Here is a 23,426-nt window from a genome sequence, read left to right as displayed (position 1 = left end):
GCTGGCCGCCGCCTTCGGCATCGCGCCCGACCGCCGCATGGGCCCCTTCGCCCCCGCCCTGGTGGAGGCGGAACTGGCGGCGGCGCTTCTGCTGCGGCTGAACGGGCAGGGGGTGGCCACGCACGGTCAGGCGCGGGCCATCGCCGCCGATCAGGCCGGCGCGCCGCCGGAGTGACGCCCTACCGCCATTTGGGCCGCCGCCCGGCCTTCAGCGCCTGGACCGCCTGATCGAGCGTTTGCAGGAACTTGGACTTGTCCTGCTGGCTCATCGGCTTGTTGCCGCCGCTGACCACGCCCATGTCGCGCAGATCCTGCATCAGGGCGCGGGTGGCGATGGCGGAGCCGATGCTGTCCTCCGTGAAGGGCCGCCCGGTCGGGCCGATCACCACGGCGCGCTTCTTGACGCAGCGGTCGGCCAACTGGATGTCGGCGGTCACCACGATGTCGGCCTCGGTGGCGTGGTCGGCGATCCAGTTGTCGGCGGCGTCGAATTCCGATCCGACGACGACCAACTCCGAAAGGCATTCGTTGGGAAGGCGCAACGGGCCGTTGCTGACGATCCAGACCTTGATTCCGTTGCGTCCGGCCACCCGGTAAATTTCGGCCTTTACCGGGCAGGCGTCGGCATCCACATAAATCTCGACCACCCGGCCTCCCTCCTTCGCCGTTTAACGTCGCGTCCTTATGCGCTAAAACCCTGGTCGAGCGAAGTGGCGCCGCGGGTGGCGTCCTGAAATTTTCCTTTTTGTGCAGAAGGGTCGGAGCGGCGCATGGCGTCCTATCAATATGTCTATGTGATGAAGGGCCTGTCCAAGGTCTACCCCGGCGGCAAGAAGGTTCTGGACAACATCTGGCTGTCCTTCCTGCCCGGCGTGAAGATCGGCGTCCTCGGCGTCAACGGCGCCGGTAAATCGACGCTGATGAAGATCATGGCCGGTCTCGACAAGGATTACTCGGGCGAAGCCTGGGCCGCGCAGGGGGCCAAGGTCGGCTACCTGTCGCAGGAGCCGCAGCTCGACCCGACAAAGACGGTGCAGGAGAACGTCCTGGAGGCCCTGGCCGAGACCAAGGGGCTGCTGGACCGCTTCAACGCCGTGTCGGAGGCGATGGGCGACCCGGACGCCGACTTCGACGCGCTGATGGCCGAGCAGGCCGAGCTTCAGGAGAAGATCGACGCCGCCGACGCCTGGGACATCGACCGCACGGTCGAGATCGCCATGGACGCGCTGCGCTGCCCGCCGGGCGATTCCGACGTGACCAAGCTGTCGGGCGGCGAGCGGCGCCGCGTCGCGCTGTGCAAGCTGCTTCTGGAAAAGCCCGACCTGCTGCTGCTCGACGAGCCGACCAACCATCTGGACGCCGAATCCGTGGCGTGGCTGCAGAAGCACCTGGAGGACTACAAGGGCACGGTCGTCCTGGTCACCCACGACCGTTACTTCCTCGACAACGTGACGGGCTGGATTCTCGAACTCGACCGTGGCTCGGGCATTCCGTGGGAGGGCAACTACTCCTCCTGGCTGGAGCAGAAGCAGAAGCGCCTGGAGCAGGAAGGCCGCGCCGAAGAGGCCCGCCAGAAGCAGCTCGCCACCGAGCTGGAATGGATCCGGCAGTCGCCGCGCGCCCGTCAGGCCAAGAGCAAGGCCCGCATCTCCGCCTACGAGACGCTGCTGGCCGAGAGCGGCAAGGAGACGACGGGCGAGGCCCGCATCGTCATCCCGACGCCGCCGCGCCTGGGCAACGTCGTCATCGAGGCCGAGAACATCAACAAGGGCTTCGGCGACCGCCTGCTGATCGACGGCCTGTCCTTCCGCCTGCCGCCGGGCGGCATCGTCGGCGTGATCGGCCCGAACGGCGCCGGCAAGACCACCCTGTTCCGCATGATCACGGAGCAGGAGGGGCCGGACGCCGGCGCCTTCCGCGTCGGCGAGACGGTGAAGCTGGGCTATGTCGACCAGAGCCGTGATTCGCTGAACCCGAACAAGACGGTGTGGGAGGAAATCTCCGACGGGCTGGACATCATCGACCTCGGCAAGAAGTCGATGCCGAGCCGTGCCTACGTCTCCTCCTTCAACTTCCGCGGCCCCGACCAGCAGAAGAAGGTCGGCCAGCTCTCCGGCGGTGAGCGCAACCGCGTCCACCTCGCCAAGATGCTGAAGTCCGGCGCCAACGTGCTGCTCCTCGACGAACCGACCAACGATCTGGACGTCGATACGCTGCGCGCCCTGGAAGAGGCGCTGGAGAGCTTCGCCGGCTGCGCCGTGGTCATCAGCCACGACCGCTGGTTCCTCGATCGTCTGGCCACCCACATCCTGGCCTTCGAGGGCGACAGCCATGTGGAGTGGTTCGAGGGCAACTTCGAAGCCTACGAGGCCGACAAAAAGCGCCGCCTGGGCGAGGATGCCGTGAACCCGCACCGCATCAAGTACAAGCCGCTGGTCCGTTCGTAATCCGGTGGTTTGATGTCGGACCCCCTCTCCCGCCCCGGGAGAGGGGACCCGCCGGGCCTTCGGCCACCGGCCCCTCTTCTTAGGCCGCGCGCAGCCACACGGCCGTGTCGTGGAAGGCGGCGCCGCCCGCCGGGGGAATCGGCTCGGGCGAGGTCAGGGTGTTGATCCCGATCCCCTCGACGAAGGCGCCGTTCGGCCAGATGCCTTCCACGATCACCACCCCGCGCGGCACTCCGGCGAAGGGCTTGGCGTGGACGACCACGCTGCCCTGGCCGTTGCCCAGGCGCACGGCGTCGCCGTCCGCCAGACCGAGGCCCGCCGCGTCCTCCGGATGGATCAGGGCGGTGGGGCGGCCTTCGCGGCGCTGGGCGGTCACCGTCTCGGTGAAGCTGGAATTCAGGAACTGCCGCGCCGGGGCGGTGACGAGGCGGAACGGGTGTTCCGCGTCCGCCGGGCGGCCCGGCGCCATGTGGTCCGGCAACTCCGGCAACTGGCCGGCGCCGTAGGGGCCGAGCGCCGCCCAGTCCGGTGCGAAGCGGAACCGCCCGTCTGGGAAGGCGAAGCCGTTCAGGAAGTGCGAGGTTTCGAAATCCGGCTGGGCGTCGATCCAGCGCCGCTCCGTCAGGGTGGCGGCGTCGCCGAGGCCGGAACTCTTCAGCATGGAATCGATGATCTCCAGCGCGCTCATCCCGAAGCCGGGATGTTCGGCCCCGACGCGGCGGGCCAGTTCGGAAATCACCCAGTGGTTCTCGCGCGCCTCGAATTGCGGCTCGATCACCTTGCGGCCGATCAGGATGTGCATCTGCCCGCCGCCGCGGTAGAGGTCGTCATGCTCCAGGAAGGTGGTGGCGGGAATGACGATGTCGGCCAGTTGCGCCGTGTCGGTCATGAACTGCTCGTGCACCGCCACGAACAGGTCGTCGCGCAGGAAGCCGCGGCGCACGCGGGCGCTGTCCGGGCAGATCGCCGCCGGGTTGGTGTTCTGGATCAGCATGGCGGTGACGGGCGGGCCGCTCTTCACGTCCTCCCCCGTCAGCACCGCGCCGATGCGCGACTGGTCGAAGCCGCGGACGGAGCTGTCCAGCCGGTCCAGCCCCTCCGACAGGGTGCGGTCGATGCTGTAGATGCCGGAGGAACAGTAGAGCGCCCCGCCCCCCTTGTGCGCCCAGGCGCCGGTGACCACCGGCAGGCAGGACACCGCGTGCATCTGCGCCGCCCCGTTGTGGCCGCGCGTCAGCCCGTAGCCCAGCCGCAGATAGCTGCGCTTCGTGACGCCGTAGAGGCGGGCGAAGCCGACGATCTCCTCCACCGTCAGGCCGGTGATGGCCGCCGCCCATTCCGGGGTGCGGGCGGCGAGATGCGCCTCCAGCCGCTCCGCACCGGCGGCGTAGCGGTCGAGATAGGCGCGGTCGGCCAGCCCTTCGCGGAACAGGACGTGCATCACCGCGCAGGCCAGCGCGCCGTCCGTGCCGGGGCGCAGCATCAGGTGAAGGTCCGACACCTCCGCCGTGCCGGTGCGGTAGGGGTCGATAGTGACCAGCTTGGCCCCGCGGCCCTTGCGGGCGCGGCTGACATGGGTCATCACGTTGACCTGGGTCGCCACCGGGTTGCCGCCCCAGTTCACGATCAGGTCGCTGTCGGCCATCTCGCGCGGGTCGGCGCCGCGGATGTCGCCGTGCCCGGCCAGCCAGCCCATGTTGGCCGGGGTGTCGCACACCGTGCTGATCTGCCGCGAATAGCCCTTCGCGTGGCGCAGCCGCTGGATGCCGCCGCGCTGCACCAGCCCCATGGTGCCGGCGTAGAAGACGGGCCAGACGGCCTCCGCGCCAAGGCGCCGCTCGGCGTCCAGGAAGGCGTCGGCGATGCGGTCCAGCGCCTCGTCCCAGCCGATCTCCGCCCACTGGCCGGACCCCTTCGGGCCGGTGCGCCGCAGCGGCGTCCTGAGACGGTCCGGGGCGTGCGCGCGCTCCGCATAGCGGCTGACCTTCGCGCAGATGACGCCCGCCGTGTAGCTGTTGGCGGCGGCCCCGCGGACCTTGCCGATGCGGTCCGGCGCCAGCCGTTCCACTTCGAGGGCGCAGGTGCTGGGACAATCGTGCGGGCAGGCGGTCGGCAGGAAGACGGAAGTCACGGAAGGACGCCTCGGCGCGGGTAAAGCGGTGAACAGCTTATGTCCGGCATCCCGCTTTCCGCAATCGGTCGGGATTGTTTAAAGACTGCCATCAGATTTCAATGCTGCAGTCCTATCCTTGTGGTGGGGCGTCGCAAAAAGATGTACATTTCCATGCAAATGCTCGTATGAGGCGCTTTTTGCGCCGCCAGAAGCACGGAACGACACTTCTAAGGGGAAGCCGTATGATCGCGAATGTTGCCGGGGGCGCCCGGCGTGCTCTGCGGACGGGGGTGTTCGGCGCCCTGATCGGGGCCATGATCGGCGCCGTTGCCGGCATGGCCGCTCCGGGGATCGCCACGGCGCGGGCGGACGGCGTGAAGCTGGGCTATGTGGAGTTTCCGCCCTACACCCAGACCGACGGCGGCTCCGCGAAGGGCAGCCTGATCGAAGCCTTCGACAAGGCCGCCAAGGCCGCCGGCATCGCCTACACCGCCGAATCGGCCCCGGCCCGCCGTCTCTTCTCCGGAATCGCGGAGGGCGAGTTCGGCATTTTCCTGGGCATCCGCACGGTCAAGGAATTCGAAGGCACCACGCTGGTCAGCGCCGCCCCCATCGCCCGGATCGAGCTGAACGCCTACGGCATCGGCGAAGCCCCGGCGGTCAAGGCGAAGGAGGATCTGTCGGGCAAGGCGGTGATCGCGCTGAACGGCTATTCCTACGGCGGCTGGCGCGCCTGGATGGAGGACCCGGCCAACAAGGTGCAGCTGGTCGACGCGCGGACCGCCGATCAGGCGCTCCAGCTTCTCCAGGCCGGGCGGGCGCCGACGCTGCTGCAATATTCCCTGCCGATGCAGCAGGCGCTGGGCGGGAAGGCGCTTCCGGACCTGAAGGCGACGCCGGTCCAGACGCTGGACGTCTACATCGTCGTGTCGAAGAAGACGCCGGACGCCGAGGCGGTGCTGGCGAAACTCGAAGCCGGGTTCAAGGCGACCCGGTAACGCCGCGTGCAGGCGGCGCCGGTCGTTCAGCAGGGCTGTTCCTAAGCTAGGAAAAGGGCGGATCATGACGGTCAACGGTTCGGCAGGCGGGAATCAGGGCGGTGGTCTGGGGCTGCGCCTGCGGGCGTTGCTGCTGATCGGCGGCGTGCTGCTGGTCTATCAGGTGCTGGCCATCGCCTGGGGCGTGCATGGCTCGGCCCATCAGGCGAAGGAGACGCTGGCGGCGCGCGCCGACATGGTGGCCTCGCTCCAGGCCCGCGCGGCGGCCATCCCGCTCTATGACCTCGACACCGAGCAGGTGCGCGAGGTCGCCCGGGCACCGTCCTCCGACCCCGATTTCCTCGGCGTCCAGGTGCGCGACGACAAGGCCAAGGTGGTGGCCGAGGTCGGCGACACCAAGGCCGCGAAGGGCTTCATCGAGGTGGTCAAGCCCATCGTCGGCGGGCAGGCCGGCCAGCGCAAGACCATCGGCGAATTCGTCCTGCGCCTGCGCACGGACCGGGTGGAGGCGCGGGTGACCGCCGACGCGGTGACCCAGGTCGCCGTCGGGGCGGTCGCCTTCCTCGCCATCATGGCGGCGCTCTACCTCGTCGTGTCGGCCATCACGCGCCCGCTGATGCAGATCACCGCCATGGTCGGGCGGCTGGCCGAGGGGGACTACGCGGTCGCCGTGCCGGCCCTGGAGCGCCGCGACGAGATGGGCGCCATGGCCCGCACCATCGACGTGCTGCGCCAGAACGCCCAGCACCGTCAGCAGCTCGAAGCCGAGAAGCTGGCCCGGCAGGCCGAGGAGGCGCATCGCGGCGAACGGCTGACCCGCCTCGCCGCCGCCTTCGACCGGTCGGTCCAGGCGACGGTCGGCGAAGCCTCCACCGCCGCGTCCCAGATGAAGGGCAGCGCCGGCAGCATGCTGGAGAGCGCGCTGCGCGCCGACCAGTGCAACGCCTCGGTGGCCGGCGCCGCCGACGAAACCAGCCGCACCGTCCAGACCGCCAGCGCGGCGGCGGAGCAGCTCACCCAGTCGATCCGTACCATCGCCGAGAGCGTCAAACAGTCGGTCGCCATGTCCGCCCAGGCCATCGACCGCGCCGACGCCAGCCGCAAGACGGTGGAGGCTCTGGCCGCCGGCGCCGCCAAGATCGGCGAAATCACCAACCTCATCACCTCCATCGCCGGCCAGACCAACCTGCTGGCGCTCAACGCGACCATCGAGGCGGCGCGGGCGGGGGAGGCCGGCAAGGGCTTTGCGGTGGTGGCGAGCGAGGTGAAGAATCTCGCCAGCCAAACCGCCAAGGCGACCGAGGAGATCGCCACCCAGATCGGCGCCATCCAGTCGGTGACCCAGGAAACCGTGTCCGCCATCGGCGCGATCACCGAGACCATCGGGCAGCTCAGCCAGCGGTCTTCGGAAATCGCCGCGGCGGTGGGGGAGCAACTGGCGGCAACCGGCGAGATCGCGGAGAAGGTCCGCACCGTGGCCGGCGAGGCCGACACCGTGACCCGCAGCATCGCGGTCGCCTCCGGCGCCTCGTCGGAGGTGGCGACGGCGGCCCGCCAGTCGGTGGAGGTCGCCCAGACCCTTCAGGCGCGCTTCGTCGAACTGCGCGACGAGGTGCAGAAGTTCCTCACCTCGATCAAGGCGGCGTAACCGCGCCTGCCCGGGAAGCAACGCGACAGGCGACGGTCCGGAAAGCAACGGCGGCGGGTGGAAACGCCCGCCGCCGTCAACTTGCGTTTCCGGTTTCCGCCGCGCCGCACTAGGATGCCGCCCCCGAACGGCGAGGACGATGATGGAAGACGGATTGAAGTGCCCGAAATGCGGCTCCGAGCATGTCTATCAGGACGGCATGCTGTGGATCTGCCCGGAATGCGCGCATGAATGGAACCCGCAGGCCGAAGGCGCCGCCGGCGCGGAGGCCGCGGCGGACCAGGGGGTGCGGGACGCCAACGGGAATGTCCTGAGCGACGGCGATTCGGTGACCGTCATCAAGGACCTGAAGGTCAAGGGCTCGTCCCTGGTCGTCAAGGGCGGCACCAAGGTGAAGAACATCCGTCTGGTGGACGGGGCCGACGGGCACAACATCGCCTGCAAGATCGACGGCATCGGCGCGATGAACCTGAAGTCGGAGTTCGTCAAGAAGGCGTGACGGAACCCGGTTTCTCCGAAAAAGGAAAACCCCTCGCCGGAGCGGTCCGGCGAGGGGTTTTCCGTTTGAGCGGCGTCCGTGGGGCTCGTTACATCATCCCCAGCGCGCGCGGCAGCCAGGTGGAGATGATCGGCACGTAGGTGATCAGCACCAGGAAGCCCAGCATCGCCAGCAGCCACGGCCAGACGGCCACGGTCAGCTCGGTGATGCCCATCTTGGTGATGCCCGACGCGACGTAGAGGTTCAGGCCCACCGGCGGGTGGCACATGCCGACCTCCATGTTCACGACCATCATGATGCCGAAATGCACGGGGTCGATGCCCAGCTTGATGGCGACCGGGAACAGGATCGGCGCCATGATCAGCACGATCGACGACGGCTCCATGAAGTTGCCGGCCATCAGCAGCAGGATGTTCGTCACCAGAAGGAAGGCGATCACGCCCAGCCCCTGGCCGACGATCCAGTCGGCGATGCCCTGCGGGATGTTCTCCGAGGTCAGCACGAACGAGAACAGCACGGCGTTCGTGATGATGTAGAGCAGCATCGCCGACATGCTGGCCGACGACAGCAGCACCTTCGGCACGCCGCGCAACGGCATGTCCTTGTAGACGAAGACCGCGATGATGAAGGCGTAGACGGCGCTCATCGCCGCGGCTTCGGTCGGCGTGAAGACGCCGGAATAGATGCCGCCGATGACGATGACGATCAGCAGAAGGCCCCAGATCGCCTCGCGCAGCGCCTTCAGACGCTGGGCCAGGCTGGCCTTCGGCAGGCGCGGATAGCCGAACTTGCGCGCGCGGTACCAGGTGACGCCGCCCAGCACGAAGGCCAGCATCAGGCCGGGGATGACGCCGGCCATGAAGAGCTGGCCGACCGAGGCGGCGTGCGGGCTGCCGCTGGTGGCGACGGAGTACATCACCATCACGATGGACGGCGGGATCAGGATGCCCAGCGCGCCCGAGGTGGTGATGACGCCGGCGCCGAACTGCTTCGGGAAGCCCTGGGCGACCATCGCCGGAAGCACGATGGAGCCGATGGCCACCACCGTCGCCGGGCTGGAGCCGGACACCGCCGCGAACAGGGCGCAGCCCATCACGCCGGCAAGGCCGAGGCCGCCGTGCCAATGGCCGACCATCGCCGTGGCGAAGTTGATCATGCGCCGCGCCACGCCGCCGTGCGTCAGGAAGTTGCCGGCCAGGATGAAGAACGGGATCGCCATGATCTCGAACTTCTCGATGCCGGTGAACAGCTTCAGCGCCACGGCCTCGATCGGCACATGGGTCATGGTGAAGAGGAAGGTCAGAACCGTCAGGCCGAGCGAGATCGAGATCGGCATGCCGGTGAGCATCAGAACCAGCAGAAGGCCGAAGATGATGGCGGCGTTCATCGGTCGTTCTCCTTCGGTCCCGTGCCGGCAGCCGTGCCGCCGCCGGGCTTGCGGCCCTCATGATGGGCGATGTCGTGCGGGTGCAGGTTGTCGTCCATCTCGAACCAGTTGACGTCCTGCGCGGCGCGCTGCGGGTCGGTCTTGTCCTCCTCCAGACCCTCGACATGGCCGTGGTCGTGGTGCGGCAACTCGCCGGTGCGCAGGAAGTTCACCATCACCTGAAGGAAGCGGAAGCACATCAGGTAGGAGCCGACGGGGATCGCCAGATAGATGATCCACATCGGCCATTCCAGGTCCGCCGAGACCTGCTCGGTATCCGACATGTGCCAGACGAAGGTGGAACCCATCGTGCCGACCACGCCGGTGAACAGCGCGCCGGCCAGCAGGCCGAACACGATGAATTTCGACCGCATCGGGCTGGACAGCTTGTTGATGAGCACGTCCACACCCACATGGATGCCGGTACGGACGCCATAGGCGGCGCCGAACTTCGCCATCCAGACGAACATGTAGATGCACAGCTCCTGCGCCCAGGCCAAGTTCCAGTGAAGGATGTAGTCCTGGATGACGGGGATGCCGGAAGCATAACGGTGGACGACGGCGACGAAGATGATCGTCGTCGCCGCGGCCATCAGGAAGGCGATAAGAATCTCCTCCAGATGGTCTAGGATTTTCATGGGCATGGTGGCTCCGCGCGCAGGAGGAAGCGCCCGCGTTGGTCACGCGGGCGCTTGCCGAAGGCCGTGCTTTGGTTAGGCCGTGCTTTGGTTTTTTTTGATCAGAACGGGCGGCGATGCCGCCGCCCGGTTACCCGTGCCTGGTTACCCGCGTCCGATCACTCGCACTTGGCGGCGTCGGTCTCGGTCTTGATGCTGGCCAGCAGCTCCTTGCCGACGCGCGACGCCATGTCCTCGTGGACCGGCAGCATGGCCTGACGCCACGACGCGCGCTCTTCCTTGGTCAGCTCGTAGAACTTGGTCTTGCCGGCGGCCTTCATGGCCTCCAGCGCCTTGTCGTTCTCTTCCTGGGCGATGTTGTTGGCGTACTCGGTCGCTTCCTTCATCGCGCCGTCGAGCTGGGTGCGGACGTCGGCCGGCAGGCCGTCCCAGAACTTCTTGTTCACGATCACCGCGTAGCCCAGATAGCCGTGGTCGGAGAGCGTGGCGTGGCTCTGCACCTCGTGCATCTTCTGGGTGTACATGTTGGACGGCGGGTTCTCGGTGCCGTCCACGACGCCGGTCTGCAGCGCCTGATAGACCTCGGAGAAGGCCATCACCTGCGGCAGGGAGCCGAGCGCGCGCATCTGCGCGTCCAGCACCTTCGACGACTGGATGCGCATCTTCAGACCCTTGAAGTCCGCCGTGGTGTGCAGCGGCTTGTTGGCGCTCATGATCTTGAAGCCGTTGTCCCAATAGGCCAGACCGGTGATGCCCTTGTTCTCCAGCTTCTGGAAGAGCTGCTTGCCGATCGTGCCGGTGGTGACCTTCACCAGGGCGGCCTTGCAGGGGAAGATGTAGGGCAGGTCGAAGATCTCGAATTCCTTGGCGCCCAGCGGGCCGAACTTGGCCAGCGACGGGGCCAGCATCTGCACGGCGCCGAGCTGCAGGGCCTCCAGCTCCTCCTTGTCCTTGTAGAGCTGGCTGTTGGGATAGACCTCGACCTTCACCTTGCCGCCGGTGCGCTGCTCGGCCAGCTGCTTGAACTTCTCGGCGCCCTTGCCCTTCGGGGTTTCCGGGGCGACGACGTGGCTGAACTTGATGACGATCGGCTCCTGCGCGGTGGCGGCGGTGGCGGCCATCATGCAGCCGGCGGCGACGGTGGCGCACAGCAGCGAAACGAGCTTCATAGGGGTCATCCTCCACTTGTTGTTGGACAGACTGATAGTCCGGCCTTTGATATTCTTTCATTGTTCGATAATTTCGCCCCTGACGCTATTGTGGAAATCCGTAGCTGTGAACGTGACACATTGGTTGCCGTGCCGACACCTCTGCCCCCCATGACGAACGGCGTGGCCACCGCCGTGTCCGGCCTCGGCCACCGCGGCCCGGTGCAAGCCATGCCCATCGTCGCGATGGCGCTGGTGGTCCTCCTGTTCGGCGTCTTCCTGTGGGTGCTCCACCGCAGCGAGCGGGAGGAGGAGACTCTCACCCTCATCAAGGACGTGCTGTGGGTGGAGCAGAACCTGCATTTCCAGCTCACCTCCGACGAGGAGAAGCTGCAGCATCTCGCCGAATCCCTGGGGCGCGCCGACGCCACCCCGGTGACCTTCACGACCATGGCGCGCCACGTCGTCACCGCCAACCCGGCCATCCAGCGGGTGGTGCGGCTGGACCCGCAGGGACGCCCGGTGCTGTCGGAACCGCCGGTGGACGACGGTCCGGTCCTGGACGACGCCTTCGGCCCCAGCCCGCGCACCGACGCCTTCCTGATCGCCCGGTCCTCGGGACGGCGCACCTATTCCGCGCCCTACCGGCTGGGCGGGACGGACACCGCCTTCGAGATCGTCATCCCCATCTTCCGCGGTCAGGAGTTCGCCGGAGCGCTGGCCGGCGTGCTGTCCATCGACGCCCTGCTGACCCACCATGTCCCCTGGTGGTTCGCCCAGCGCTACCAACTGGAGGTGATCGACCCCTACGGCGCCGTTCTGGGCACGAAGTCGCGCATCGCGATGCCGGAACCGCGGCGCAGCCACATTCTGCCCTTCGACCCGCCGGGGCACGGCCTGACGCTGGTCGCCACGCTGCATCAGGTGTCCGGCAACGTCGGGCGCAACATCCTGATCGCCGCCATCTTCGCGCTGACCGTCTCGGCCCTGTGGAGCCTGTGGGCGGTGCGCCGCCACATCGCCCGGCGCATCCGGGCGGAGGAGGCCCTGCGCGCCGAGCACGCTTTCCGCAAGGCGATGGAGGACAGCCTGACGGTCGGGATGCGCGCCCGCGACCTGGACGGGCGCATCATCTATGTGAACCCGGCCTTCTGCCGCATGGTCGGCTGGACGGCGGAGGAGCTGGTGGGCGCCGGGCCGGTCATGCCCTACTGGCTGCCCGAGGATCTCGCCCACACCGAGGAGGTCTTCCGCGCCGTCCTGGCCGGCAACGCGCCGGCCAACGGGTTCGAGCTGCGCTTCCGCCGCGCCAACGGCGAGCGGTTCGACGCGCTGATCTACGAGGCCCCGCTGATCGACGCCAAGGGGCGCCACACCGGCTGGATGGGCTCCGTCCTCGACATCACCGAGCGCAAGCGGGCGGAGGAGCTGGCCCGCCAGCAGCAGGAGCGGCTCCAGCAGACGGCGCGCCTCATCACCATGGGCGAGATGGCCTCCACCCTGGCGCATGAGCTGAACCAGCCGCTGTCGGCCATCGCCAGCTACTGCACCGGCTGCCTCAACCGCCTTCAGGCCGGCAGCATCCGGCCGGACGAGCTGGCGACGGCGCTCGACAAGCTGTCCGGGCAGGCCAAACGCGCCGGCCAGATCATCCGGCGGATTCACGATTTCGTCCGCAAGAGCGAACCGAACGTCGCCCCGTGCTGTCTGGCGCAGGTGCTGGAGGACTGCGTGGCGCTGATGGACGCCGACGCCCGCCAGCAGGGGGTGAAGCTGGTGCTGGAGACGCGCGGCGCCCTGCCGGCGGTGATGGCCGACCGGATCCTGCTGCAGCAGGTGGTGGTGAACCTGATGCGCAACGGAATCGAGGCGATGGCGGCGACCCGGCGCGACCGGCGCCGCCTCGGCATCATGGTGCAGGCGGTGGATGGCGGGGTGCTGACGCGCATCCGGGACCGCGGTTGTGGCATTTCCCCCGAAAATGCGGAAAAACTGTTCTCTCCCTTCTTCACAACCAAGACCGAGGGCATGGGCATGGGCCTGAACATCTGCCGGTCCATCATCGAGCACCATCAGGGCCGCCTGTGGTTCGAGCCTGCTCCGGATGGCGGCACGGTGTTCCTGTTCTCCCTGCCGGTCCTGTCGGAAACGGGGGTGGACGCCGCCGGATCCCGCGATGCGGGAGCGGCCGATGTGTGAGCCGAAGCTGCACATCGTCGATGACGACGAGGCGATCCGCGACGCCCTGTGCTGGCTGTTCCAGTCGCGCAACGTGCCGGTGGCCTCCTGGCCGTCGGCGGAAGCGTTCCTGGCCGACTACGACCCCGCCATGGCCGGCTGCCTCCTGCTGGACATCCGCATGGAGGGGATGAGCGGGCTGGAACTGTTCGACCGGCTGAGCGCCATGGGCTGCCGGATGCCCGTGCTGTTCCTGACCGGCCATGGCGACGTGCCCATCGCCGTGTCGGCGCTGAAGAAGGGTGCCCGCGACTTCGTGGAGAAGCCCTTCAACGACAACGACCTCGTGGACCGGGTGATCGAGGCGCTGGCCTTCGACGCCGGGGAGCGCGAGCGGCAGGCCGGGCAGGCCGGCGTGGCCGCCCGGCTGGCGACCCTGACCCAGCGCGAACGGCAGGTGATGGAGCTGGTGGTGGCCGGCAAGCTGAACAAGGTCATCGCCGACGAGCTGGGAATCAGCATGCGCACGGTCGAGGTGCACCGCGCCCACGTCTTCGAGAAGATGGGCGTGAAGACGGCGGTGGAACTCGCTCGCATTCTGGCGGCTGTGGGGTGAGGATGGGTCGGGGCGACCGACGGGCTTGACAGGCGGACGGATGCGGGCGAACCAATGCACTGGGAAGCGCGCCGCTTTTCCTTTTCCAGTCCGGACGCCAATCCGTTTCCGTCAACGGCCGGAGAGTGCCTTGCGCCTGCCCTCATCGACGTTTGGCCTTGGGCTTGCCGCCATCGCCCCGTTGCTGCTGTTCCTGGCGGCCGTGGTCTGGATTCTCGATCTCAGGCAACAGGACGTGCTGGCGGCGGAGCTGGCGGCGCAGGCGCGCTCCGTGATGGTCGCCATCGACCGGGAGCTGGAAAGCAAGGCCCGCCCGCTGGAGCTGCTGGCGGCGCTGGGCCGCGGTGCCGTGGACGACCTGCCGCTGCTGAAGGCCCAGGCGATCGAGGCGGTGCGCAGCCAGCCGGGCTGGCTGGCCGTCGGGCTCGTGGAGGTGGACAGCCTGACCTTGCGCTTTCACACCCAATTCCCTCTGGGGGTCCCGCTGCCGCCGCCGCGGCTGGACGAGGTGACGCGGAAGGTTGCCGCCACGCGCCGGACGGTGGTCGGCGGGGTGCTGCCCCCGGGCGGGCCGCCGGGGCGTCCGGCCCTGATCGTCCGCGCCCCGATCCTGGACCCGGAGGGAGGGGCGGGCCAGCCCGTCCGCCATCTCCTGTCGCTGGCGATCGGTCTGGACGGGCTGGACGCCGTGCTGCGCGGGTCGGGGCTGCCGCCGGCCTGGACGGTGTCGGTCGTGGACCCGGCCCTGGTCATCGCCGCGAGATCCCGCGATTCCGAGCTTCATGTCGGCCAGAAGGTGTCGGACCAGCTCGTGCCTCGGCTGTTGGAGCAGCATCCGGGCCTGTTCTCGGGGACGACGCGGGAGGGGGAGGAAGCGCTGATCCTCGTCCACCGGTCGCAGCAGACCGGCTGGTCCATCGTCGTGGCCGTCCCGTTCGAGCTGGTCAGCAGCCGGCTGAACCGGACGCGCACCACCATCCTGGCCGGTGCGGCGGGCGCCGGTCTGGCGACGCTGGTGCTGTCGCTGGTGGTGACGCGCCACGTCCGCCGCCGCCGCTACGCCGAGGGCGAGGCTCGGGAGGCCCGCGAGGCCATGCAGGCGGAGCAGCGCCGCCGGCTGGAAGCGGAGAAGGAACATGCGGAAGCGGAAAAGGAGCATGCGGAGGCGGCCAACCGGGCCAAGTCCGACTTCCTCGCCAACATGAGCCACGAACTGCGCACCCCGCTGAACGCGATCATCGGTTTCAGCGAGGCGCTGCTGTCCGGCCTGTTCGGACCCAGCCCGCCCAAGCATCAGGAGTACATCGCCAGCATCCACGCCTCCGGCCAGCATCTGCTGTCGCTGGTCAACGATGTGCTGGACATGGCGAAGGTGGAGGCGGGGCGTCTCGATCTGTATCCGGAGCCGGTGCCGGTGGCCGTCCTGCTGGGCGAGTGCCTGGAGCTGATGGAGGCGCTTGCCGAACAGAAGGGGGTCCGGATCGAGGGTGCGCCCGTCGAGCCCGGCCTGATGGTGGTCGCCGACAACATCAGGCTGCGGCAGGCCGTTCTGAACCTGCTGTCCAACGCCATCAAGTTCACGCCGGCGGGCGGCCATGTGCGTGTGGAGGCGGTGCCCGGGGAGGGCGGCAGCGTGACGCTGACCGTCGCCGATTCCGGCATCGGCATGTCGCCGGAGGACATCCAGATCGCTCTGGAGCCCTTCCGGCAGGTGAACAGCTACATGACGAAGGCGCAGTCCGGCACCGGGCTGGGGCTGCCGCTCGCCAAGCGGTTCGTGGAGGCCCATGGCGGGCGCCTGGAGCTGTTGAGCGCCGCGGGGGAGGGCACGGTGGTGAGGATCGTCCTGCCGGGCGCTCCGCCCTCTGAAAACCGCGTCATCCTGGCACAGAAGGCAGAAGCGCAGAAAGCGGCGGCACAGAAGGCGGAGTGAGGGCGGGCGCCGTCAGGCCGCCACGCGCTTCAGCCGGGCGTCCATGCCGTCCAGCCCGGCGACCAGCTCCTCCGCGGCCTGATCGGCGATGGCGCGGGCGAAGGGCCAAGCGTCGTCGGTGGCGATGCGCGCCGCCTCGACGCGGGCGGAGAGCCGGTTGCGCTGGCCGCGCAGGGTGTCCAGCGTGCGTTCCATCTCTTCCCGGCTCATGGTTTCGCAAGCATCGGGACTGGATCTCTCCACCTGCGACCGCAGCCGGTCCAACCGGTCGGCGGTTGCCCGAAGCAGGTCACGGCACTTGGCGTCATGGGCATGCCGATTGCGGCAGCTCATCTCTCACTCCTCCCTTCGGGTCGCTTGGGTCCTGTTCTCCCGGATGTCCGGCCCGTGTTCCGGAATGGTGCCGCGCACCGGGACATGCTTTCCCAAAAAGCATGATGCATTGCAAAAACGTCTTTGCTGCGACGCCAAAATAAGAAATCCAACCGGTTGGCCTTTCATAGACGTATGAAAGACGTTTCCAGTTCCCAAGGACTTGAAGTTTTGTGTGTCTTACCCAGTGGGAGCGTTTTTATGTCGCTCCGAATGTTTCGGATTTCTTGGGTCCGATTGGATTCTTTCTGCACCATCGGTCCCGCCCCGTCAAGCGGGCCAGGAGTATAAGGCTATGGCGATTTGTCGCAGCCTAATGGAAGGACCCATTCGGCGCCAAGTGGAAGCAAAACAGTGCGGAAAGAGCCGTCGAGCCCCGAAATAATCCGGTCGGCGCCTGGATTAAACGGGCCGGCGACGGCGGCGGTACGGCTGTTGTCGCGTCAGCCGGTCACCGGGCCGCGGACTGGTGTTCCGGGAACTTGAAAAGAAGGGAAGGGGCGGCCCGTTTCACTCCGCCGCGATGCCGTAGGGGAAGCTCTCGGCGTTGGCGGGTTCCGGCAGCGGGGCCGGGTGATGCGCCGCAGCGTGGCTGGGGCAACTCGGGCACTGGTTCGCGCAGTGGCTCTGCACCATGTCCCGCATCATCGGAACGCATTTGCCGCATTGGACCTGACGCTCGTAATGCCGGAAGACGGAGGCCGGCGTGCGTGCGCCGTTTTCAAGAGCCTTGGTAACCTGCTTGTCGTTCAGCGCGTGGCAGATGCAGACGTACATGGGCCCCCGGCAGCGGTGCGTGTTGTGCGGTCTTGCTGATGCGAATGTGCTGCGACTGAGAATGATTGTCAATTGATCTGAATCATGACAGCCAAATTTGAGCGGTTTGCGGCGGAATGTCACAGCCCGCCCGGATGGGGTACGGCTTGGGCAGCGGCCATGGATTGCGTTGAGCGCGCTTGCAATCGCACGCCAGGGAGGCTAGCCCCTCTGCATGACCGACTCATCCGACCATTCGTCCGTCCATCCGGCGCCGGGGCACACCCCCCTGGGGCAGACCATCTATCTGGCGCCCGAGGGCTTCGTGCAGGATCTCGTGGCCGAGTTGGGGGACGTGGCGGCGGTCGAGGACCGGCTGGTCTTCGCCGACGGGCCGGCGCGCCCCGCCGCCTGGGCGCAGAACGTCTGGCACGACCCGGTGCGGATCGAGTTCGCCTCGATCAAGGAGGGGGCGCGGGCCCTGCGCTCCATCCAGCGGAACTGGGCGCACTGGTCGCTGCGCCACCATCGGCGCGCCAGCCTGATCCAGGAAAACCTGCCGCACGTCTCGGCCAAGCCGGTGGTCTTCCCGTCGCCGCTGCCGACGGCGCCGCTGGGGTCCTGGACGCTGCTGGACGAGAAGACCATCGTCGCGGCGGCGCGCTGCTCCAGCCCCTACCGCCATGGCGAGGTCACCTTCGTCGAGAACCGGACCGTGCCGCCCAACCGCGCCTATCTGAAGCTGTGGGAGGCGCTGACCCTGTTCGGGGAGCAGCCGGGGCCGGGCGACCGCTGCATCGACCTGGGCGCCTGCCCGGGCGGCTGGAGCTGGGTGCTGCACGAGCTGGGCGCCAGCGTGGTCAGCGTGGACAAGGCGCCGCTCGACCCGGCCATCGCCGCCCTGCCGCGCATCGAGTTCCGCCAGGAGAGCGCCTTCGGCCTGAAGCCTCAGGATGTCGGGCCGGTGGACTGGCTGTGCTGCGACGTGATCTGCTACCCCACGCGCCTGCTGCGTCTGGTGCGGCAGTGGATGGACAGCGGGCTGGCCAAGCGCTTCATCTGCACGCTGAAATTCCAGGCGGAGACGGACCACGAGACGGCCCGCGCCTTTGCCGAAATCCCCGGCGGGCGGGTCCTGCACCTGCACCACAACAAGCACGAGCTGACCTGGATGTGGCCGGCGGGTCCGTTCTGACGGCGTCTACGCCCGTCTGAGGGCCAGCTCCAGGGCGGGCTTGAGGATCGAGGCGGCGGCGTGGCCGATCTCCACCACCTCTTCCGCCCGGTCGAACTCCAGGATGCCGATGTGGGCGAGGCGGGGCGCGATCAGCACGTCCGGCGGCTCGCCGGCCAAGCGGGACCGGGTGATGCGGTCCTGCATGATGTCGATGGACCCGGCCATCACGTCCATCACGTTGGGCGGGACGTTGGAGGCCGGGGTGCGCTCCAACTGGTCGGCGAGGAACCGCGTGCGCGCCGCCGGGCGCCGCCCCATCCAGGACGCGATCTGGGACGTCAGGGTCGTGAAAACCGGCGAGGTCGCGTCGCCCGCCGGGGCCATCGCCGCTTCCGCAACGGTGTGTGCTGGCTGCATCTGGGCCGGCTGCATCTGGACAGGCTTCGCCTCCGCCGCCTTGCGCAGCTTCGCCGCCCCGCGTCCGGAGGGGCGGCTCAGCGGCGACAATTCGCTGTTCAGGTTGACCGCGATCACCACGTCGGCCCCCAGCGCCCGGCAGAGCGACACCGGCACCGGGTTGACCAGCGCCCCGTCCACCAGCCAATGGTCGTCGCGCCGTACCGCCGGGAACAGGCCGGGCATGGCGGCGGACGCCTGAACCGCGCTGAGCAGCGGCCCGTCGCGCAGCCAGATCTCCCGCCCCGTGCCGAGGTCGGTGGCGACCGCGGCGAAGGGCTTGTGGAGCTGGTCGATGGTGACTTCCGTCCGGTGATTGCGGAAGCGGTCGAAGGTGCGGTCGGCGGCCAGCAGCCCGCCGCGCCGGAAGGTCAGGTCGATGATCCCCAGCATGCCGAGCCAGCCCATGCTCTGCGCCCAGACCTGCAATTCGTCCAGCTGATCCGTCAGATAGGCCGCCCCGACCACCGCGCCGATGGAGGTGCCGCAGATCACGTCGGGCTCGACCCCTATCTCCTCCAGCGCGCGCAGGACGCCGATGTGCGCCCAGCCGCGCGCCGCCCCGCTGCCCAGGGCCAGTCCGATCTTCAGTCCGCTCACCGCCAGCACCTCGTGTTTTGTATGGGCTTGGTCAGGTTTGTCCTGGGAAAGCATGCCCTGGCGCCGCCGCGTCGATGGGTATCCAAAGGGATTTGGGGTACCGGGCCGCCGGTGGGAACCCTTCCATCCGGGGGACGCGGAACGCGCCGCGAGGGACTCTCACGGGGGATGCCGAAAATTGTACCCGCTTTTGCCTTCTATTTGACTTGTATCAAATTCTCTTCCGATTACCTGTGGCATCTGAATGGAAGAAAGAGTTTCCGGGTGACGTTAACCAAACATCAACTGGAAACGTCCAATGTCGCTTTCAGCACGGACAATCAGGGATGGCGGAGGTTGCCATGGCCCAGGAACTCAAGAGCTTCAAAAAGGACTGGCAGCGCTGGTCGGCGGCGGAAAAGCTGACGGCGGTCGCCATCCTGATCGTCGCCGCCGTCGCGCTGGGCGGCCCGGTGACGATCCTTCTGTGATTTCTTCCGGGTGACCGGCGCATTCCGCCCGCTCACAGAAGCGAGGCGAGGGCCGCGATCCCGAACCCTCCCAGCACCGCGCCCGAGGCGCGGTTGATCCACAGCATGGCGGCGGGCGTGACCCGGCGCCGAAACGCCCCGACCGAGGCGCTGAGTCCCAGCCACCACAAGGCCGAACCGGCAAAGACGCCCGCGACGAGCAGGGCGGCCACGCCGGTGCTGTTCCCATCGCCGGCCGCCGAAACGCCCAGCCCGCCGAACACCGCGGCGAAGCTGAGGATCGTCGCCGGGTTGGCGAGAGTCAGCGCGAAGGTGGAGGCGTAGGCCCCGGCCAGACCGGCGCCGCCGCGGGCGTCCGCGGGGCGCTCCGCCGGACGGGCGCGCAGGGTGCTCCAGCCGAGCCACAGCAGCATCACGCCGCCCACCAGCTTCAACGCCACCTGCGCCCCGATCAGCGCGTCGGTCACCAGGGCCACGCCGAAGCCGGCGATGGCGCCATAGACCGCGTCCGCGCTGGCGGCGCCCAGCCCGCTGACGAAGCCGGGCGCCGGCCCGTCGGCCAGGGTGCGCCGGATGCACAGAAGCCCGATCGGCCCGACCGGGGCCGCGATGCTGAAACCGATGATCAGGCCCTTCAGCAGGGCCGGCAGGGTGTCCATGATGGACGCTCCGGATGGGTCAGTCTGAATCCATGGGAAGGACCGGCGTCTCCTTGACGGACGACAGCGCGATCACCGTGTGGGAACGCGCCACGCCGGGCAGGGCCTTCAGCCGCTCCGACAGGAAGCGCTCCAGCGCGTCCGTGTCGGCCACGCGCACCTTCAGCAGATAGGACCAGTCCCCGGTGACGTGGTGGCATTCCTGGACCGCCGGGGTGGCGCGCATGGCGTCGCGGAAGGGCGCGTCATGCTCCGGGCGGTCCAGCAGCACCTCCACGAAGGCCAGAACGTCCAGCCCGGCGGCCTTGGGGGAGACCCGCGCGCCCCAGCCCTGGATCACGCCGCCGGCCTGGAGCTTCTTCAGCCGCTCGTTCACGGCGGACACCGACAGCCCCGCCGCCGCCCCGATGTCGGCGTAGGACGCGCGCCCGTCTTCCTGAATGTGCGCTATGATTTTACGGTCTGTATCATCCATGACCGCAATATTTTCTTATGACGCGGCAAAAGGCAAGGGTAATTTCCGTCAATCGCCCATCCGGCGGAAATCGGGCTTTCCGGCGCCGCAGCGCGGGCAGTACCAGTCCGCCGGCAAATCCTGGAAGGCTGTCCCGGCGGGTGCGCCGTGCTCCGGGTCGCCGTCGCGTGGGTGGTATTCGTAGCCGGGGCAATCGCCGCCGCCGCACCGCCAGATTTCGGACAGGCGCGGGTCCCCGGCCCGCGCGGGGCGGACGAACAGGGCGAGCAGGAAGGCGGGCAGAAGGCGCAGGGCGCCGCGGCGGGGAAGGGTGGTGGGCATGGCGGACCGTCCGGCGGATCGAGGTGCCGCACTATGCGCCGCGTTCCTTTGCGGGATGATGACGGTTGCCGGAGGAAAAGGGCGGGCTCAGCGCCGCCGCGGGGCCTTGCCCTTGAGGTGCGCGCGCTGGAGCTTCGCGCCGGCCAGATCCGCGCCGTCCAGGTCGGCGTTCTCCAGATCGGCGTCGGTCAGGTTGGCCTGGACCATGCGGGAATCGGTCAGCATTGCCTGCCGCAGGTCGGCGCCCATCAGGTTGGCGGCCCAGGAGCGGCCCGTGGGCCGTCCGCTGGGGTCCTTGATCTCCGCCGGGCCGAGATTGACCCGCGTCAGGTCGGCTCCGGTCAGCCGGGCGAAGCTGAGATTGGCGCCGGACAAGTCGGCCCCCATCAGGTTCGCGCGCTCCAGGTTGGCGCCGGACAGGTCGGCCATCATCAGCCGCGCGCCGGTCAGCGCCGCGTCGGACAGGTTGGCTCCGCGCAGCGAGGCCGCGCTGAGGTTGACGCGGCGCAGGTCGGCGCGGCTGAGGTCGGTGCCGTCCAGTTCGGCCCGCTCGCCGCGCTGGCCGAAGCTGTCGATCCAGCGCTCATGGTCGAAGATCGCTCGCTGGATCTCGGACCCCATGCTGTCGATGGGGCGGGTCATGCAGGCGGAGCCGAGCTTGGCCTGCGACAAATCGCAATCGACCATCCGCGTGCCGACCAGATCGGCGTTGTCGAAAGTCGCGCCGCCCAGCAGGGCGCCGGTCAGGTTGGCGCCGTTGAGCCGCGCGCCGGACAGGTTGGCGTCGGTCAGCACCGCCCCGGTCAGGTCGGCGTTCTGAAGGACCGCCCCGCAGAGGTCGGCCTCCGTCAGGTTGGCGCCGGCCAGCACCGCGCCGGTCAGGTCGGTCGGGATGCCGCCCTCCGCCGTGGCGCCGCCCTGGAGGCGGGCGAGGGCGGTGCGATGCGTCTGCCGGGTGGTTTCGGCGTCCTGGGCGTCCGGCCCGGTGCCGCGGCGGGCGGTGCCTCCCGGCTCCAGCGTTCCGGCGCGCAGGTCGGCGCCGCGCAGATTGGCGTTCGAGAAATCGGCGGCGCGCAGCCGGGCGCCGCGCAGGTCCGTCTGCATCAGGTTGGCGCGCGTGATGTCCGCGTCGCGCAGGTCCACGCCGAACAGGTCGGCGCCGGCCAGATTGGTGCCGCTGAGCCGGCAGCGCGCCAGCTTCGCCCCGACCAGCCGGGCGCCGCGCAGGTCGCGCTGCGACAAGTCGGCGCCCTCCAGGTCGGCCAGCGCCAGATTGGCGCGCACGCCGCCCGGCTGGCCCTTGATCCAGCGGGCATGCCGGTCCAGAACCTCGGCCAGTTGATCGGGCCGAAGGTAGGAGGGGGCCGGCGCAGGGGCTGTGGCGACGGGGGGCACGGGAAGGAATCTGACGGGGGTTGTTTTCACTATCCAAACTATGGGGGTGGATTCCTTACCGAAGGCTAAACGGTACAGTTCACAGCAGTACCTCTTATGGTTGCCGCTTTTTTCCCCGGTCTTGTCACGGTCTGTCCCGAACGGGCGCGGAGCCCCGGCGAATCGGGATCACGGCCCGTTGTGTTTCACCCCTGTAACCTGGCGGCCCGCCGTTCCGACGGATGGCTTCCCGGTCCGGCAAGCCCAGGAAATACGGCAGTTTCTTAAACGTTAACCATTGGTTTCTTGACACAAGCGGGGGCTCTGCCGCCAAAAGTCATCGGACAAAAAGGGGGTGGTGTGTCCGCCACCTCCGTTCGGGACCCCATGGAGGCATGATGACCGAGGCGAAATTCCAACCGACCCCAGCAGCCAAGCTCGGCCGGCGGGAACTGTTGCGCATCGGTCTGGCCACCGCCGCCGCGGGTATGGTGATGGCGCCGGAGGTGTCGGAGGCGGCGTTGCGCGCCCCGCCGCGACAATTGGTCCTCCTCAACCTGCACACCGGGGAACGGGTGCGGACCGAATATTGGGCCAAGGGCCGCTACCAGCGCGACGGTCTGCGCGAGATCAACCATCTGCTGCGCGACCACCGCACCGGCGCCGTCCATCCCATCGACCCGAAGCTGCTGGATCTGCTGCACGCCCTGACGCGCAAGGTCGGCAGCAAGAACCCGGTGCACATCATCTCCGGCTACCGCTCACCGGAGACCAACGCATGGCTGCGCGATCAGGACGGCGGCGGCGTGGCCCAGAACAGCTTCCACATGCAGGGCAAGGCCATCGACCTGCGGGTCCCCGGCCTGCCGCTGCGCACCCTGCAACGGGCGGCGTTGAGCCTGCGCGGGGGCGGGGTGGGTTACTATCCCGAAAGCAACTTCGTCCATGTGGACGTCGGCCCCAAGCGCCACTGGGCGGCCTGACCGGCCTTCCAGGAGCGGACGTGAAAAAGCCCCCGCCCGAAGGACGGGGGCTTTTTCTTCGAGCGGTCCGCGTTACTCGACGGTGACCGACTTGGCGAGGTTGCGCGGCTGGTCGACGTCGGTGCCCTTGAGGACGGCG

The 23,426-nt window shown here is 68.4% G+C and carries 22 protein-coding genes; 10 read left to right on the top strand and 12 right to left on the bottom strand.

Annotated elements, in window-relative coordinates; translation table 11 throughout:
* Positions 1 to 179 precede the first annotated feature (179 nt).
* Positions 180 to 647 carry a YaiI/YqxD family protein gene (locus QSG27_RS17835; protein ID WP_306708445.1) on the bottom strand — a complete coding sequence of 156 codons (468 nt, stop codon included), beginning with the start codon at positions 645 to 647 and terminating at the stop codon, positions 180 to 182.
* A 123-nt stretch (positions 648 to 770) separates the two neighbouring features.
* Here QSG27_RS17835 and ettA point away from each other — a divergent pair, with 123 nt between their 5' ends.
* Positions 771 to 2,447 carry an energy-dependent translational throttle protein EttA gene (ettA, locus tag QSG27_RS17830; RefSeq protein WP_306708442.1) on the top strand — a complete coding sequence of 559 codons (1,677 nt, stop codon included), beginning with the start codon at positions 771 to 773 and terminating at the stop codon, positions 2,445 to 2,447.
* Positions 2,448 to 2,526: 79 nt separating this feature from the next.
* Here ettA and QSG27_RS17825 read toward each other — a convergent pair whose 3' ends face one another.
* Positions 2,527 to 4,578 (bottom strand): molybdopterin oxidoreductase family protein, encoded by a 2,052-nt coding sequence (locus QSG27_RS17825; RefSeq protein WP_306708440.1) that lies wholly within the window; start codon positions 4,576 to 4,578, stop codon positions 2,527 to 2,529.
* Between the two features lie 224 nt (positions 4,579 to 4,802).
* Here QSG27_RS17825 and QSG27_RS17820 point away from each other — a divergent pair, with 224 nt between their 5' ends.
* The 3 genes from QSG27_RS17820 (at position 4,803) to QSG27_RS17810 (ending at position 7,705) form a co-directional block, all read left to right on the top strand.
* On the top strand, positions 4,803 to 5,558 hold the full coding sequence (locus tag QSG27_RS17820) for a type 2 periplasmic-binding domain-containing protein (protein ID WP_306708438.1): 756 nt from the start codon (positions 4,803 to 4,805) through the stop codon (positions 5,556 to 5,558).
* A gap of 64 nt (positions 5,559 to 5,622) precedes the next feature.
* Positions 5,623 to 7,206, top strand: a complete 1,584-nt coding sequence (locus tag QSG27_RS17815) for a methyl-accepting chemotaxis protein (protein ID WP_306708437.1) — start codon at positions 5,623 to 5,625, stop codon at positions 7,204 to 7,206.
* Between the two features lie 142 nt (positions 7,207 to 7,348).
* Positions 7,349 to 7,705 carry a zinc ribbon domain-containing protein YjdM gene (locus QSG27_RS17810; protein ID WP_306708435.1) on the top strand — a complete coding sequence of 119 codons (357 nt, stop codon included), beginning with the start codon at positions 7,349 to 7,351 and terminating at the stop codon, positions 7,703 to 7,705.
* An 88-nt stretch (positions 7,706 to 7,793) separates the two neighbouring features.
* On the opposite strand, the gene QSG27_RS17805 is transcribed toward QSG27_RS17810, so the two are convergent.
* The 3 genes from QSG27_RS17805 to QSG27_RS17795 form a co-directional block, all read right to left on the bottom strand.
* The gene (locus tag QSG27_RS17805) at positions 7,794 to 9,092 is read right to left on the bottom strand and encodes a TRAP transporter large permease (protein ID WP_035674359.1); all 1,299 of its coding nucleotides are present in this window, start codon (positions 9,090 to 9,092) and stop codon (positions 7,794 to 7,796) included.
* Positions 9,089 to 9,769, bottom strand: a complete 681-nt coding sequence (locus QSG27_RS17800) for a TRAP transporter small permease (RefSeq protein ID WP_306708432.1) — start codon at positions 9,767 to 9,769, stop codon at positions 9,089 to 9,091. The genes QSG27_RS17805 and QSG27_RS17800 overlap by 4 nt, the downstream gene beginning before the upstream one ends.
* A 158-nt stretch (positions 9,770 to 9,927) precedes the next feature.
* Entirely contained in the window at positions 9,928 to 10,938 is a 1,011-nt protein-coding gene (locus tag QSG27_RS17795) for a TRAP transporter substrate-binding protein (RefSeq protein WP_306708430.1), read from the bottom strand.
* A 150-nt stretch (positions 10,939 to 11,088) separates the two neighbouring features.
* Here QSG27_RS17795 and QSG27_RS17790 point away from each other — a divergent pair, with 150 nt between their 5' ends.
* The 3 genes from QSG27_RS17790 to QSG27_RS17780 all read left to right on the top strand — a co-directional run bounded on the left by QSG27_RS17790 (position 11,089) and on the right by QSG27_RS17780 (position 15,644).
* Complete coding sequence (locus QSG27_RS17790; protein WP_306708429.1) at positions 11,089 to 13,116, top strand: sensor histidine kinase; 2,028 nt, start codon at positions 11,089 to 11,091, stop codon at positions 13,114 to 13,116.
* Positions 13,109 to 13,711, top strand: a complete 603-nt coding sequence (locus QSG27_RS17785) for a response regulator transcription factor (protein WP_306708427.1) — start codon at positions 13,109 to 13,111, stop codon at positions 13,709 to 13,711. Before QSG27_RS17790 ends, QSG27_RS17785 begins: the two co-directional genes overlap by 8 nt.
* Before the next feature lie 130 nt (positions 13,712 to 13,841).
* Positions 13,842 to 15,644, top strand: a complete 1,803-nt coding sequence (locus QSG27_RS17780) for a sensor histidine kinase (protein WP_306708425.1) — start codon at positions 13,842 to 13,844, stop codon at positions 15,642 to 15,644.
* Between the two features lie 12 nt (positions 15,645 to 15,656).
* Here the strand turns inward: QSG27_RS17780 and QSG27_RS17775 are convergent, their stop codons facing one another.
* Together QSG27_RS17775 and QSG27_RS17770 are read right to left on the bottom strand one after the other, a co-directional pair.
* Positions 15,657 to 15,977 carry a hypothetical protein gene (locus tag QSG27_RS17775; protein WP_306708423.1) on the bottom strand — a complete coding sequence of 107 codons (321 nt, stop codon included), beginning with the start codon at positions 15,975 to 15,977 and terminating at the stop codon, positions 15,657 to 15,659.
* Positions 15,978 to 16,526: 549 nt separating this feature from the next.
* Complete coding sequence (locus tag QSG27_RS17770; protein ID WP_306708422.1) at positions 16,527 to 16,793, bottom strand: (2Fe-2S)-binding protein; 267 nt, start codon at positions 16,791 to 16,793, stop codon at positions 16,527 to 16,529.
* A 214-nt stretch (positions 16,794 to 17,007) separates the two neighbouring features.
* Between QSG27_RS17770 and QSG27_RS17765 the strand changes: the two genes are divergently transcribed.
* Positions 17,008 to 17,967, top strand: coding sequence for an SAM-dependent methyltransferase (locus QSG27_RS17765; protein ID WP_306708420.1), 960 nt, complete (start codon positions 17,008 to 17,010; stop codon positions 17,965 to 17,967).
* A gap of 6 nt (positions 17,968 to 17,973) precedes the next feature.
* Here the strand turns inward: QSG27_RS17765 and QSG27_RS17760 are convergent, their stop codons facing one another.
* Positions 17,974 to 19,014 (bottom strand): patatin-like phospholipase family protein, encoded by a 1,041-nt coding sequence (locus tag QSG27_RS17760; RefSeq protein ID WP_407653242.1) that lies wholly within the window; start codon positions 19,012 to 19,014, stop codon positions 17,974 to 17,976.
* Between the two features lie 332 nt (positions 19,015 to 19,346).
* Between QSG27_RS17760 and QSG27_RS17755 the strand changes: the two genes are divergently transcribed.
* Positions 19,347 to 19,475: a hypothetical protein gene (locus QSG27_RS17755; RefSeq protein WP_286191897.1), complete on the top strand. Its 129-nt coding sequence runs from the start codon at positions 19,347 to 19,349 to the stop codon at positions 19,473 to 19,475.
* Between the two features lie 32 nt (positions 19,476 to 19,507).
* On the opposite strand, the gene QSG27_RS17750 is transcribed toward QSG27_RS17755, so the two are convergent.
* The 4 genes from QSG27_RS17750 to QSG27_RS17735 form a co-directional block, all read right to left on the bottom strand.
* Positions 19,508 to 20,134 (bottom strand): LysE family translocator, encoded by a 627-nt coding sequence (locus QSG27_RS17750; protein ID WP_306708416.1) that lies wholly within the window; start codon positions 20,132 to 20,134, stop codon positions 19,508 to 19,510.
* Between the two features lie 19 nt (positions 20,135 to 20,153).
* The gene (locus QSG27_RS17745) at positions 20,154 to 20,609 is read right to left on the bottom strand and encodes an Lrp/AsnC family transcriptional regulator (protein ID WP_306708414.1); all 456 of its coding nucleotides are present in this window, start codon (positions 20,607 to 20,609) and stop codon (positions 20,154 to 20,156) included.
* 48 nt (positions 20,610 to 20,657) lie between these two features.
* The gene (locus QSG27_RS29280) at positions 20,658 to 20,930 is read right to left on the bottom strand and encodes a rubredoxin (RefSeq protein ID WP_407653241.1); all 273 of its coding nucleotides are present in this window, start codon (positions 20,928 to 20,930) and stop codon (positions 20,658 to 20,660) included.
* Between the two features lie 87 nt (positions 20,931 to 21,017).
* The gene (locus QSG27_RS17735; RefSeq protein ID WP_306708413.1) at positions 21,018 to 22,325 is read right to left on the bottom strand and encodes a pentapeptide repeat-containing protein; all 1,308 of its coding nucleotides are present in this window, start codon (positions 22,323 to 22,325) and stop codon (positions 21,018 to 21,020) included.
* A gap of 377 nt (positions 22,326 to 22,702) precedes the next feature.
* Between QSG27_RS17735 and QSG27_RS17730 the strand changes: the two genes are divergently transcribed.
* Entirely contained in the window at positions 22,703 to 23,287 is a 585-nt protein-coding gene (locus QSG27_RS17730; RefSeq protein ID WP_306708411.1) for a DUF882 domain-containing protein, read from the top strand.
* Positions 23,288 to 23,426 lie beyond the last annotated feature (139 nt).

The sequence above is a fragment of the Azospirillum isscasi genome (genome assembly GCF_030849505.1).
GTDB classification, from domain to species: Bacteria; Pseudomonadota; Alphaproteobacteria; order Azospirillales; family Azospirillaceae; genus Azospirillum; species Azospirillum isscasi.
The sequence above is the reverse complement of the archived record's forward strand: the minus strand, read 5'-3'. Positions and strand labels throughout refer to the sequence as shown.

What these genes read in the sequence shown, in the direction of transcription:
- QSG27_RS17805 (WP_035674359.1), bottom strand. Translation starts at nt 9,092, where the DNA reads ATGAACGCCGCCATCATCTTCGGCCTTCTGCTGGTTCTGATGCTCACC.
- QSG27_RS17765 (WP_306708420.1), top strand. Translation starts at nt 17,008, where the DNA reads ATGACCGACTCATCCGACCATTCGTCCGTCCATCCGGCGCCGGGGCAC.
- QSG27_RS17795 (WP_306708430.1), bottom strand. Translation starts at nt 10,938, where the DNA reads ATGAAGCTCGTTTCGCTGCTGTGCGCCACCGTCGCCGCCGGCTGCATG.
- ettA (WP_306708442.1), top strand. Translation starts at nt 771, where the DNA reads ATGGCGTCCTATCAATATGTCTATGTGATGAAGGGCCTGTCCAAGGTC.
- QSG27_RS17770 (WP_306708422.1), bottom strand. Translation starts at nt 16,793, where the DNA reads ATGTACGTCTGCATCTGCCACGCGCTGAACGACAAGCAGGTTACCAAG.
- QSG27_RS17800 (WP_306708432.1), bottom strand. Translation starts at nt 9,769, where the DNA reads ATGAAAATCCTAGACCATCTGGAGGAGATTCTTATCGCCTTCCTGATG.
- QSG27_RS17810 (WP_306708435.1), top strand. Translation starts at nt 7,349, where the DNA reads ATGGAAGACGGATTGAAGTGCCCGAAATGCGGCTCCGAGCATGTCTAT.
- QSG27_RS17820 (WP_306708438.1), top strand. Translation starts at nt 4,803, where the DNA reads ATGATCGCGAATGTTGCCGGGGGCGCCCGGCGTGCTCTGCGGACGGGG.
- QSG27_RS17815 (WP_306708437.1), top strand. Translation starts at nt 5,623, where the DNA reads ATGACGGTCAACGGTTCGGCAGGCGGGAATCAGGGCGGTGGTCTGGGG.
- QSG27_RS17750 (WP_306708416.1), bottom strand. Translation starts at nt 20,134, where the DNA reads ATGGACACCCTGCCGGCCCTGCTGAAGGGCCTGATCATCGGTTTCAGC.
- QSG27_RS17755 (WP_286191897.1), top strand. Translation starts at nt 19,347, where the DNA reads ATGGCCCAGGAACTCAAGAGCTTCAAAAAGGACTGGCAGCGCTGGTCG.
- QSG27_RS17790 (WP_306708429.1), top strand. Translation starts at nt 11,089, where the DNA reads ATGACGAACGGCGTGGCCACCGCCGTGTCCGGCCTCGGCCACCGCGGC.
- QSG27_RS17745 (WP_306708414.1), bottom strand. Translation starts at nt 20,609, where the DNA reads ATGGATGATACAGACCGTAAAATCATAGCGCACATTCAGGAAGACGGG.
- QSG27_RS29280 (WP_407653241.1), bottom strand. Translation starts at nt 20,930, where the DNA reads ATGCCCACCACCCTTCCCCGCCGCGGCGCCCTGCGCCTTCTGCCCGCC.
- QSG27_RS17775 (WP_306708423.1), bottom strand. Translation starts at nt 15,977, where the DNA reads ATGAGCTGCCGCAATCGGCATGCCCATGACGCCAAGTGCCGTGACCTG.
- QSG27_RS17785 (WP_306708427.1), top strand. Translation starts at nt 13,109, where the DNA reads ATGTGTGAGCCGAAGCTGCACATCGTCGATGACGACGAGGCGATCCGC.
- QSG27_RS17730 (WP_306708411.1), top strand. Translation starts at nt 22,703, where the DNA reads ATGACCGAGGCGAAATTCCAACCGACCCCAGCAGCCAAGCTCGGCCGG.